Annotated in this window: 10 protein-coding genes and 1 tRNA gene; 8 read left to right on the top strand and 3 right to left on the bottom strand. The window is 55.0% G+C overall.

Features of this window, described 5'->3' with window-relative positions; genetic code table 11:
* Positions 1-4: 4 nt before the first annotated feature.
* Positions 5-778, bottom strand: coding sequence for a hypothetical protein (locus C5Y96_RS12600; RefSeq protein ID WP_105353754.1), 774 nt, complete (start codon positions 776-778; stop codon positions 5-7).
* The gene (locus C5Y96_RS12595; protein WP_105353752.1) at positions 765-1,625 is read right to left on the bottom strand and encodes a hypothetical protein; all 861 of its coding nucleotides are present in this window, start codon (positions 1,623-1,625) and stop codon (positions 765-767) included. The genes C5Y96_RS12600 and C5Y96_RS12595 overlap by 14 nt, the downstream gene beginning before the upstream one ends.
* A 442-nt stretch (positions 1,626-2,067) precedes the next feature.
* On the opposite strand from C5Y96_RS12595, the gene C5Y96_RS12590 reads away from it, so the two are divergent.
* The 8 genes from C5Y96_RS12590 (at position 2,068) to clpP (ending at position 11,150) form a co-directional block, all read left to right on the top strand.
* On the top strand, positions 2,068-3,765 hold the full coding sequence (locus C5Y96_RS12590) for a MotA/TolQ/ExbB proton channel family protein (RefSeq protein WP_105353749.1): 1,698 nt from the start codon (positions 2,068-2,070) through the stop codon (positions 3,763-3,765).
* Entirely contained in the window at positions 3,766-4,584 is an 819-nt protein-coding gene (locus C5Y96_RS12585) for a hypothetical protein (protein ID WP_105353747.1), read from the top strand.
* A 36-nt stretch (positions 4,585-4,620) separates the two neighbouring features.
* Complete coding sequence (locus C5Y96_RS12580; RefSeq protein ID WP_105353745.1) at positions 4,621-5,739, top strand: hypothetical protein; 1,119 nt, start codon at positions 4,621-4,623, stop codon at positions 5,737-5,739.
* A gap of 236 nt (positions 5,740-5,975) precedes the next feature.
* A complete protein-coding gene (locus C5Y96_RS12575) occupies positions 5,976-7,535 on the top strand; it encodes a hypothetical protein (protein ID WP_146115645.1) in 1,560 nt (519 codons plus the stop codon).
* 173 nt (positions 7,536-7,708) lie between these two features.
* Positions 7,709-7,781: transfer RNA gene (locus C5Y96_RS12570), tRNA-Gly, on the top strand.
* Positions 7,782-8,025: 244 nt separating this feature from the next.
* Positions 8,026-9,492, top strand: a complete 1,467-nt coding sequence (gene tig / locus C5Y96_RS12565) for a trigger factor (RefSeq protein ID WP_105353740.1) — start codon at positions 8,026-8,028, stop codon at positions 9,490-9,492.
* Between the two features lie 305 nt (positions 9,493-9,797).
* Positions 9,798-10,427, top strand: coding sequence for a ClpP family protease (locus C5Y96_RS12560; protein ID WP_233198939.1), 630 nt, complete (start codon positions 9,798-9,800; stop codon positions 10,425-10,427).
* A 135-nt stretch (positions 10,428-10,562) separates the two neighbouring features.
* Positions 10,563-11,150, top strand: a complete 588-nt coding sequence (clpP, locus tag C5Y96_RS12555) for an ATP-dependent Clp endopeptidase proteolytic subunit ClpP (RefSeq protein ID WP_105353737.1) — start codon at positions 10,563-10,565, stop codon at positions 11,148-11,150.
* 75 nt (positions 11,151-11,225) lie between these two features.
* On the opposite strand, the gene C5Y96_RS12550 is transcribed toward clpP, so the two are convergent.
* Positions 11,226-12,467 (bottom strand): ankyrin repeat domain-containing protein, encoded by a 1,242-nt coding sequence (locus tag C5Y96_RS12550; RefSeq protein WP_105353734.1) that lies wholly within the window; start codon positions 12,465-12,467, stop codon positions 11,226-11,228.
* Positions 12,468-12,472 lie beyond the last annotated feature (5 nt).

The following is a 12,472-nucleotide window of genomic DNA, read 5'->3' as shown; positions in this document are numbered from 1 at the left end:
CCAGTCAGTTATCCGAAATAGTCTGACGGAACTCAACCCAGCCACGCAGCCGCCCCACTCCTTCGATGTCGATTGGTGGCACAATGCCAGCAACGTCGGTCGTGCTGTTGGCCCATTGATGCACGACCTCGAATGGCTCGATTCTTTTGTCGCCTACTTCACCAAGAGACGATCCATAGTAAGGCTTGCCGACATACTCGGCATGACTTCCATCGACGGCGATGTGGGTAACTCGAACGCGCTCGTAATCCGACCAACTATCGCGTTTGAGAATATAGAGACGCTGCCGAACAGTGGGTGATTCGGCCCGCGGAACCACCAGGTATTGCGGGTGAGGGTGGTAGCTCTCGGGGATGGAAGCCGTCACGCGTTTGATATCCAGAGAGGTGTCGTCAAACACAACCTGGTAAAGCTGATCGTGATAAGGGATCACTTCGCCAGGCCGAACAAAGATCATGAACTGATCAGAAACAATCTTGCCAACTTCAATCTCGAAGTCTGAATCGAGAAAGAGGAGCCCCACCCGATCGCCTTCGACTTTCATCTGTCGAAAACGCAGCATCACCGGCCTGGAACTACGGTTGGGCAGGGGTATCAGGCAAGGCGCATCTTCCCCATTGTGTTCCCAGTGATAGATGACCTCGTCGGCGTCATCCTTCGCCGAATGGACGCCAACTAACGGAAGCTGACTGGAAAGCTTCTGCGAGTTTGGTGGCTGACCACAGCCGATCAGCACCGTGAATACAGTTAGGAATGCGAGAATATCACCGCAGCGCACGATGCATCTCCACTTGCGAGAGTTCGACCAATTCCAACTCGATCCAACCGACGAGCACTCCAGCACCTTCGACCTCGCCTGGGGGAACGATCTGTTTCACGCGAACGAGTTGGTTGTCGATCATCAACGTCGCTCCGACCCCGATCGATTCTTCTTTTGGTTCTTCCAGCGCCTTGGCTTCATAGTTGCCATCTACTTCGCGGCTGACCATCCGCTTGCGCACGATCGTGGCCCGGGTGCCTGCGGGATCGTTATCGATCTTCGCGAGGTGGATCGTTTCATAGAAGTCTTCGGCGTCGCCGGTACCATTTGGATGGAGCAAGCGTTGGCGATAGAACGTTGCTTCTGATTCATTCATGGTAAGGATGCGGCTCTCGGCGCTGGGCAACAGTTCGGCTGGAAACTGCTCGGTACATTCTTCGACATGCACCATTTGGCCGTCAAACGTGAAGCGGAACAGATGGCCGTAGTACGGGATGGCTTCTCGATCAGAAAAGCGAAGCACTTGAGCGTTCGCGTCGTGGCGCAGGTCGTCCTCCGGGAAGGCTCTCACTCTGGTCAGTTTCAATTCCCACTGCTGGTAGCCAAGTCTTTTGAGGCCAATGTCAACATGCTCGTCATGTCCGTCGCCATTGGCATTGGGCAACATGATTCCCCCGAAATTCGCTCGGACGATCTCGAAATCGTACCGACGACTCTCTTCGCCTGGGCTGACCGGATCGTTGGGATAGATCGGGGCGCGAAGATGGAGATGCTCTGAGTTCCGCTGAAACTTGACATCGCACCCCAGAAGCATAAGCCCTGCGATGATGACTGCCCCGAAAGCTATTGGTCGAACGATTTCCATGTTGTTGCCTTGGATGAGCTTTCCATGAAGAAATTGTCTCCCCGGAGAGACGAGTCACACATGTAGCTAGACTTCACAACCCCCTATTAAATAAGAAAGTATCCAACTTTTCTTGAAATTGACCTTTCTGGTCTGTGGGGGGATTCGTTGGCCGTGTGGAAATCTTTGCCCCGTTACACATGGAACAATCGAATTCGGCCGATACGAATCTCAAGTTTTGACCAAATTTTTCCCCAAATCGGCCTGATCGGGAATAATTTCCTAAGCACAATAAGAAAACGATTAAAGGCCAGTAGTGCGTGAGTAGATCTCACCCCGGATTCACCCTCCATCCGCACACCCAAGTAGCGACTGAGATTCTCTCAGATTCGCCCTGGCTTTTTTCCGCTTCCTAATCTCGCCTGCGACCGGTTGTCGCGCTTCGTTTCCTTTCGAGGTCCAGATGTATTTCCAGTTCAATTGTCCCGAGTGCGGTCAGAAGCTCAAAGTCCGTCAAGAGCTCGCCGGACAAAAGCGAAATTGCCCTTACTGCAAAAAAAGTGTCCACATACCTCACGTTCAGGAAGAGCCGGAATCTCTCCCATCGCTCGATTCTCCTTCGCTGCCTGACTTTGGCGGCGGCTCGACTTCTTCCGGTGGAGGGCTCGACCTGGGCAACCTTTCCTCGGAATCGGCCTCTGCTCCGGCTGGCCCCGTCGTGAAGACCGGTGGTGCCCGAAAGGGTGCCGCACCGGCCAAAAAGCAAACCGCTGCCGCTGCGAGCAGCTCCTCGTCGGGGGATGGTGACTTCACCGATCCCAGCAACGTGAACTTGTGGGTATCGGGCCTGATCGGCCTGGTATCGATGATCGTCTTCATGGGGCTGATGTACTTCTCGAAGGGAACGTACATCGGTGGACTGTTCTGGATTGGCGGTTTTCAAGCGGTTTCGATTCAGTCTCTTAGTACGTTCCTGTTCTTCTGGGCGGTGACCATCTTGTGGATGAAGCACCGCAAGATCCTGCGTCAGAAGGACTACTTGCTGATGGACGTTCTGCCGACCGATATCTCGCAAGAGATTCGTGTCGATACGCTCAGCAAGTTCGTCGAGCACATCCAGGGGCTGCCGGGTCATGATGGCGAAAGCTTCTTGATCAACCGCGTACTACGCGGCCTGCAGCACTTCCGCGTGCGACAGAACGCTTCGGAAACGGCCACGATGATGGCCTCGCAGTCGGAGATCGACTACAACAACGTTTCGTCCAGCTACGCTTATCTGCGCGTGCTGATCTGGGCCATCCCCACCATGGGTTTTATCGGTACGGTGCTTGGTATTAGCTTGGCGGTGACCGAACTTTCCGGTGCCTTGGGTGGTGGCGACCTCGACAAGCTGACTGCATCGCTGCAAGGTATGTTCAGCGGTCTGGGTACGGCGTTCAATACGACCCTGGTCGCTCTGGTGATGAGCATGATCATCAAGTTCCCCATGTCCTCGCTGCAGAAAAGCGAAGAAGGGGTGCTCAACTGGGTGGATGAATACTGCAACGAAAACCTGATTCGCCGCTTGAACGACGGTCGCGAAAAGGCCGAAGACAAGCCGACCTCACCCTACGATACCAAGGTCTTCCGTCGAGCCGTCGAGGAAGCGATGGCCGCCCAACAAGGCGAGCTGGAAGCGTGGGTCAAGAAGCTGGAACTGGTCGGTCAGACGATCACCGAACAAACCTCGAAGGGCTGGGACGAGATCAACGGCAAGATTCTGGTCAGCCAGGAAGAGACAACCAACAAGCTGTTGGAAGTGGTCAACGCCAAGACGGTCGACATGCAAAAGCGTCAGGAAGAGCAGCAGACCCTTATGCAGGATCAGCTCAACCAGATGCAGGAAGTCGCCGCTCAGCTGCAAAGCACGCTGGGTCAGCTGGCCAGTGCCTCGGTTGATTCGCATATCAAGGTCAACGAAACGATGACCGACACCTCGGAACGTCTCGAAAAGTACCTCGGCGGCGTCGAACAAGGCCTCAGCGGCTTGACGGAAGTGCTCAACAAGTTGGGCAACGAAACGGTTGTCGTGCAGCAAGTCGAGTCCAACGGTTCCGGCGGCGGATGGTTTGGTTTCGGTGGCGGCAGCAAAGCCAAGAGTAAGCGAAACGGGAGACGCTAAATGGCCAAAGGTCGACAAGCCGAAGGGGAAGACATCTCGCTCTTCCCTTTCTTGAGCGTTCTTGCTTGCGTGATCGGTACATTGGCGATGGTGATCGCGACGATTGCTGTCCAATCGCTCGATAACGACGCGGTCGACGCGGCCATGGAGTACCAGAAAAAAGAAAAGGAACTCCAAGCCGAAACGGCCGAACTCGATAAGCTGCGCGACCAGCTCAAGAAACGCGAAGAGCAAATCAAACGCGAGAACTCGAGCGAACAAAAGAAGCTCGAAGATGCCAAGAAGAAGCTGGCCGAATTGCTGGCCAAGCTGGAAGAAACCCAGACCAAGCTCCAGAACATCTCGATCGAAGGTCCGAAAGTTAACGTGGCCGCGCTGACCGAAGAGGTCGGCACGATGGAGGAAGAGCTAAAAGGGCGGCGCGAAAAGATCGCCCAGCTGACAAAGCTGATCGCCGAACGAAAACTGCCCCCCAAAGAAGCCGAGAACTCGATTCTGCCAGGCGGTAGCGGTGTGGGCTTCAAGCCTTCGTTCATCGAGTGCGATGATGGCCGCATCGTGATTCACGAAGACGGCAAGACCATTCCCGTCCGCACGGCGGAACTCAATACGAATCCCGATTTTGCCAAGATGTTGGATAAGGTGAAGGGGCAGAAAGATGGCACCCTCGTCTTTTTGATTCGTGATGACGGCCTTTCGACTTATAACACGGCACGCAATTACGCGAATGCCAAAGGCGTGAAGAACGGTAAGTTGCCTGTCATTGGCAACGGCCGAGTCGACCTGAGTTACTTCACCAAACAAGCGAAAAACTCGTAGTCCCTGGCGGCTACCTAACGATAAGACGAACCAGTCATGGCGAAACGTAGAGGCGTCGAAGAAGAGGAAGGGCTCGACTCGCTGTTGGACACGATGTTCAACGTGGTAGGTATTCTCATCATCGTGCTCGTGGTCGTGCAGCTCGGTATGCAGGAGTCGGTCAAACAGATTGCCAATAGCGTGCAGATCGACCCATTGGCCTTAGAGCAACTGATCAAGGACCTGGAAGAAGCCCAGAAAGATAAGCTCAAAGTCGAGAAAGACCTGAAGGATCTTAATCCTGATGAGCAAAACCTGGAAATGCTGATCCAGCGTCTCCAGTCGGAATCGGTCGCCAAGGAAGCGATTCTCAAGTCGCAACAAGGCGAACTGCAAAAGGCGATCATCGCCCAGAAAGACGCGCTCGAAATGGCCAAGAAGGCCGACGAAAACAAAGAGAAGCGCGAGAAGCTCTCCAGCGACCTCAATAGCGCGCTGGAAGAGATCGCAAAGCTCGAAGCAACGCTCGACGATACCCCCGAGCGCAGCCAGATGGCGGCGAAAGTGGTGACCTTGCCGGATCCACGACCGGCACCCGAAGGGATCAAGGAAGCAAGCTTCCTGCTTACAGGAAACCAGGTTTACCCGATTGTCGACGAACCGGTACGTGATTCGGCCAAGAAGCGGTCCGAATATCAGGCCGAGCGTGGTCTTCGCAAATACGTGAAAGACCCCAAGCAAGGAATCGACGCAGAGAAGTTTGTCGAAGACTTCAACGAACGTCCGATGTCGGACGACTGGTTCAAGATGGAGATGTACGCGGCAGGTCGTGACCCGCGGCTTCGCTTTACGCCGAAGGAAGACGCTGGCTTCAAAATCGATGAAATCACGAGTCCGCGTTCTCGCTTCCGCCGATTGCTCAGCTCGGTTGACCCCTCGAAGTTCTACTTCAAGTTCATCGTGATGCCGGATAGCTATGAAGCTTATGTGGAAACTCGCCACGTAACCGATGAAATGGGTTACCTGGCTGGCTGGACCCCGGTCGACGCCAACTGGCAGTACACGACATGGGTGGGCGGTAAAGTGAAATTCGGTCCGGAACCACCACCGCCAGACCCGAATGCCCCGAAGCCAGCACCCAAGCCGCCAGGACCGAAACCGAACGTCTTGGACTAGTCCTACGGCCCCGGCATCGAATCGATCAGATGGCTGCACGTGCTCTCGTGTCAGCCATCTTTTTTTGTTGACGCAGATACCGCACCTCTTGCGCGTGCCCCTTTCCAGTGACCGGATCATGCGGTACCTGATTGACGATTTCCGCGAGAACACCGAGAGGATTATTGCAATCCGGTGTCATGCGATTCGATAATTCGTGGATCGTATCGCAAACTTGGTTGTTCGGGGAAAGTTCGATGGCTGTTCTCGAGGGACGAATTTCATGGAGTTCTTTTTTCCGGGTGCATCTACCGGCCGTTCTATGGCTGGGAGTTTCGATCGGACTGGCTGCCTGGTCCCTTTTCTTCGAATTCCGATCCCAGTGGATCGTCGCCGGGTTTTCGCTGATCGTCAGCACAGGTAGTTTCCTTTACCTGCTGATTTCCCTCTCGATAGCGATCACCTGGTTTCGCCTGGAAGGGGACTCGCTCTGGTTCACACAACTCGGTCGCTTCCCACGCGGTGTTCCGCTAGATCACATCACCTCAATTCATCGAACTCAACCGCCAAGGGAAGGCCTTGTCGTCTATTTGCGGGGTGGATATTCGCTCTGTTTCTTAAGCCGCTCTCTGGAGAACGTCGATGAGCTTGGCGACGTGCTTGCAGCCCGGCTTGCTCGATCACCGAAACGACTTGAAGGCTGCTTAGATCGAGCCTCGGCCGCGCAGGCAGTGGTCACTCAGATGGTGCTTGCCTGCCTGTTGATTCCGCTCGGCCTGGCAGGCTGGTTCATCATGGCGGTCGCATTTCACCCTGCGAAGATCGGAAATCCCTTCGTGTTTTTAACGCTGGGGGTTTTGCTCATGGGGCTCGTGCTGACAGGGTTCTACTTTCTGGTAATGCACACGTGGCTCGGCTGTGTGCGTTGGTATAGCACCACTGGGCAAGGGTTTGCCTATCGCACGGTCTTCTCGCGAACAGAAGTTCATAGGCTCTGGTCTGACATCGTCTCGTACACCGCGCATCGTCCTTCAACCCGACGGGGGAGAGAGTCCACTTTCGGCATCGTTCGGTTTCAGGACAGATCGCTGATTAAGCTGCACCTGGGGATGCTACAGAATGTCGCCCCCCTGGTGGATGAGATCAAACAACGGCTTATCGAGCAGCACCGTCACGAAATCCCTCTCACGCTGCGGGCGCTCGATGAAGAACACCCTTTGTGGAACCGAGTGGCCCCGCATCGACAACCAGGAGAGATCATCCTGTGGATAGGGACGGCCGACTATCAGAAGATTCGGAGCGAAGCCCATGCCGAAACCGCGTTCGGAATTCTCGTGGCCACGTTCGGTATTGGCACCGTCGCCGTCTTGATCTACTTGGGCGTGTTATTTGGGGACGTCTCATTTTTTATTGTCGCCTGTGGGTTCCTCGTCTTTGGACTGATCGGAGCCTGGTCAGCACGTGCCCCCTGGGTCATTCAGCGGCTTTTGTCTCAGTCGGTTTATGCTGTGACGGATCGCCGCCTGATTGTGCTGGATGGACTCCAGTGGAGTGAAGGTCACCCCGACCGGACCGTCCGCGAATGCGTGGTCACCTACACGCCTGAGGCCGTACGCCGCTACGAGGTGGTCGGCGACCGCCATATTTCGCTGGGAGGTTACTGGCAGCGGGGACGCAAACGAAGCCAATACTGGGTGCATCAGGGGATCTTCGCCCCGGCAGATCTACAAGAAGCCGAGAGAGCCCTGAGAACGCTACTTTCTCACTTCCCCGACCATCAAAGCGAAGAGATAGCAGGCAACCTGGAAACGCTCTAAGCATATGTTTTTGAAGAGCTTACAGCATCTTTCGTTGCCCCCAAGTTGACAACCAACGTTCCATCTCGCATACTTTCCTCTCTGGCAGGCAGTTTTTTGTTTGCCCCGGGTAGACCAGCTCTGATTTTTCAGTACACTGGTGCTTTCCTAGATGAGGGAACGACGTTCCCTGTGCGGGTGTAGCTCAGTTGGTAGAGCACAACGTTGCCAACGTTGTTGTCGACGGTTCGAATCCGTTCACCCGCTCTTCCTTTTTCATGCTGCTCGAACGTGCCTCTAATGGCACGCGTAGCGCATGAAAGCATTTGGTGGATGTGGCTCTTGGCAAAGGCTTTGCCGCATCGCCACGTTTCACACGAGACGCAATGACGAGTCTCGCGGCGTGGGTGAGGAGAAGCCCACCCATTCTGCATTGACGTCATTTGCTTGATCGACCTGAGCTAATAGCCGGGTTTCTTGTTTTTCACCCCAGATTTTGCGGAATCGTTGAATGAGTTCGCCTGAAACCGAAAACGCTGAAAGTGCAGTTGCTGAAGCGGAAGGCCCCAAGAAGTTGAACTTGGACGTTAAGGTCGACGCTCCTAGCTCGTGCCAGCGCCACGTCACGGTGACTGTTTCCCGTGAAGACATCGACCGCTACTTCGATGTTGCCATCGAAGACATGGTTCCTAACGCCGCTGTTCCTGGTTTCCGTAAGGGCAACGCCCCCAAGAAGCTGGTCGAAAAGCGTTTCCGCTCGGAAGTGAAGGATCAGGTCAAAGGCACGCTGCTCATGGACAGCATGACCCAGGCCACCGAAGAACAATCGTTCTCGGCGATCAGCGAACCAGACTTCAACTACTCGGCCATCGAACTGCCGGAAGATGGGGAACTGACCTTCGAATTCGATATCGAAGTTCGCCCTGAATTCGACCTGCCGAAGTGGAAAGGCCTGAAGCTCGAAAAGCCGACCCGCGGCTTCGAAAAGGAAGATATCGACAAGCACCTGAAGCAGGTTCTGGGTCGTTACGCTTCGCTGGTTCCGCACGAAGGTGCCGCTGAAATCGACGATCACCTGGTATGCAACCTGACCTTCAAGCACGACGGCAAGAAGATCGAGTACGCGGAAGAAGAATCGATCCGTCTGCGTGACACGCTCAGCTTCCAAGACGCCAAGTGGGAAGACTTCGGCAAGGAAATGACCGGAGCCAAAGCTGGCGATAAGAAGACCGTCACCCTGACCATCAGTGACGAAGCTGCCAACGAAGCAATGCGTGGCAAGCAGGTCGAGATGGAAATCGAAGTTCTCGAAGTCAAGCGAACCGAACTGCCTGAAATGGACGAAGCGTTCCTGAAGCAGATCGGTGGCTTTGAAAGCGAAGGGGACCTCCGTGACTATGTCAAACAAGACATGGAACGTCAGTTGAACTACTACCAGCAGCAGCGTCTGCGTCAGCAAATCACCGAAGAGCTGACCAAAGATGCCAACTGGGAACTGCCACCAGCACTGCTGAAGCGTCAGTCGGCTCGCGAACTGGAACGAGCCGTGATGGAACTTCGTTCGGCTGGTTTTGCGGAAGAAGACATCCAGGCTCACCGCAACGAGCTGCGTCAGAACAGCATGGCTTCGACCCGCAAGGCTCTGAAAGAGCACTTCATCCTTGAGCGTATCGCTGAGGAAGAAAACGTCGAAGACAGCCAGCAAGATTACGATCTGGAAGTGATGCAAATCGCTATGCAGCGAGGCGAATCGCCACGTCGCATCCGTGCTCAGCTGGAAAAAGGCGGCATGATGGACGTACTGCGTAACCAGATCATCGAACGCAAGGTGATTGAGCTCATCCAAGGTGAAGCCACCGTCACCGAAGTTGACGCTGACCTACAGCAAAGCAAGACCTCGGCCGTCAACCTGCTGATCTGCGGCGAAGGGGAAGAAGCAGCCCCGGCAGCCGAAGAAGAAGCCAAAGACGCCGAATAACTCGCGTCTTGAATCCTGACATTCAAAGCCCCGCTGGTTCGTCCAACGGGGCTTTTTTCATGCTGTGATGGGGCAAATTCTTTAGCCAAGTTAAAATTTTCCGGCTGGTAGCGATTGGTGAAAGTACAAAAACTTCGCCGCCCCCTCGTCTAAGTGTCTTCTACGGTTGTCTTCCCCCGGTAACTGGAGACAATAACAAGATACTTCTCGTAGTTTGCTTCGCCGGAAGCGACCGGGCAGGCAGGTGCTCAAATCCTGTGCCGCGGCGTCCTTGACGGCACGTTGTAATGGAAGGATCGACGACCATGAATTCACAATTCCCCAATGCCCCTGTCGGGCCCATGGCCATGGCATATGCCGAATACCAACGGCAACGCCAGATGACCCTTGGTGACCTGCTGCTGGAAAACCGGATCGTTTTCCTGCAAGGCGAAATCTACGACGGCAATGCCAACGAATTGGTCATGAAGCTGTTGTACCTGCAAAGCGAAAACCGCCGAAAGCAAGTTCACTTCTACATTAACAGCCCAGGCGGCAGCGTTACCTCGACGATGGCCATCTACGACACCATGCAGATGCTGTCGTGCCCAGTCGCGACCTACTGCGTCGGTTTGGCCGCCAGTGGCGGTGCGATTTTGCTGGCCGGTGGTGCCGCTGGCAAGCGATTCATCCTGCCGCATGCCAAGGTCATGATTCACCAACCGCACGGTGGTGTCGGCGGCCAGGTGAGCGACATCGAAATCCAGGCCAACGAAATCATCAAAACGCGCGAAGAGCTGAACAAGATCCTTGCCGCCCATTGTGATCAACCGGAAGAAAAGATCGCCAAAGACGTCAATCGCGACTTCTACATGAACGCCACCGAGGCGAAGGAATATCGGATCGTCGACGAGATCCTCACCAAACCGCCAGCAGAAGCCGGCGAAGAGGACTAAGCCCAACTCAGCCTCGTCTCCTGTCCCCTCGCTCCTTCGGGGAGAGGGTTAGGGTGAGGGGCGAAGCTGGCACACGCTTTCCATTTTCAATCGACATTCCGAACCAACACACATCCAGACACTGGAGCCAATACGATGCCTCTGATTCCTTACGTGGTGGAAAAAAGCGGACGCGAAGAACGCGTCTTCGACATCTACAGCAGACTGCTGAAGGACCGGATTATCTTCCTGGGAACCGGCGTGAACGACGAAGTCGCGAACTTGATCGTCGCCCAGATGCTGTTCCTGCAATCGGAAGACCCCAAGGCCGACATTAACCTGTACGTGAACAGCCCTGGCGGTAGCGTCAGCGCTGGGATGGCCATTTACGATACCATGCAGTTTGTGACCTGCGACGTCGCTACCTACTGCATCGGTCAGGCCGCTTCGATGGGTGCCGTTCTGCTGACCGCAGGTGCCGCCGGCAAGCGATACGCTCTGCCGAATGCCCGCGTGATGATCCACCAACCACTGGCCGGCATGCAGGGTACCGCTTCGGACATCCTGATCCACGCCACCGAGTTCAAGCGGATCAAACACCGCATGAACGAAATCCTGCTGAAGCACACCGGCAAACCGATCGAACAGATCGAAGCCGACACCGACCGCGACCGCTTCCTGAGCGCAGCGGAGGCCTGCGAATATGGCTTGATCGACAAGGTTGTCGAGCACATGCCTAGCTAGAAGGCTTTGGCAAACGGAAACAGAAGAAAGCCCACGTGATTCGCGTGGGCTTTTTTCGTGAAGGCCTGCTATGCCCTACTCGGCCAGCAGCGTTTCCAATTCCTTCAGATTGTCGGTCATCTGGACCAACCCGCCACTGTTTTCGCCGGCCATCTTGATTACGCGTTCCAGTCCTTCGATCTGGTCTCGAATTACCTGTAGGGCGGTTCTTCCTTTGGCGTCCTTCGCTTCTCGATTGATACCCAATTCCAGCAGAAGTTCCATCATCGCCTTGTTGGCGTGCAGCACCGTGACGAACAAAAGGGTATTGCCTGCTCGATCCACCTCGTTGATATCAGCCCCGAGCTCGACGAGAGTTCGCACGTTCTCCAATTGCCCGGCACTTACTGCCATCATCAGTGGTGTACCACTTTCCGGGGCCGGTCCTCGCTTTCCGACATCCGCCCCCAATTCAACCATCTTTCTGATTACCTCAGGCGTGGACGACATGGCTGCGACCGCCAGTGGGGTGACGACCATGATGCGATTGGTTTCGTCGATATCGGCTCCCTCGGAGACTAATTTCTCAATCTCCCTGATATCGCCTGCGGTCGCAGCATTGTGCAAGGGGCAGGAAGGGAACTTGAGAATATCAGCATCGACGTTGTCTTCCGCTCCTATTATTCCTGCGTAGTCGATATCGTCGGGAATCCAATCGGTTTCCATTCCGCAGCTGGTCGGGTAGTCGGCTGGATCTCCTTTGCCAATCCACTGGGCACCGATGAGCTCTCGAAACTTCTCGTCCTCGAGATCGCCATAGTCGACATCGGCTACGTTTGTCGCAATTTCCAGATGCCCGGCCAGTTCACGGAGTCGATCTTCGGCAAACGCATAATCAGGCATGATGCCGGCCATCGCTTCTTCGGCGGTCCACATCTTGAGAATCGATTCGAGCTGCTCAATCGTCGTTTCATCACGGCAGTATCGCTTCAGCAGATCACAGTCGGGTTGAAAGTTCTGCTCGTCCATCGAAGCATCTTCGCCGAAGTAGCCGGGGGCCGAGTTGTACTGATTCAACTGACGGCCATTGTCGTACAGCCAATAGAAGAAGATGTCGCTATCGTGCACCATGAAGGCAATCGCCGGGGCTTCCAGCTGCTGCGACAAGTGCTGAGCCACATCCCAAGCGCGGGTCATTCCGATCGAATCCCAAACGGTAACCCACTTCCCACTCGCCCCAGAAACCCAGGCCCCACGAAGTTCCAACTGCTGAAGAACCTCGGTGACCTGCTCGATCGAACTGCTTTGAACGTGAACGTTTGTGAGAAAACTTCCCATGGGAA

It is taken from the genome of Blastopirellula marina, from assembly GCF_002967715.1.
Taxonomy (GTDB): domain Bacteria; phylum Planctomycetota; class Planctomycetia; order Pirellulales; family Pirellulaceae; genus Bremerella; species Bremerella marina_B.
The sequence above is the reverse complement of the archived record's forward strand: the minus strand, read 5'-3'. Positions and strand labels throughout refer to the sequence as shown.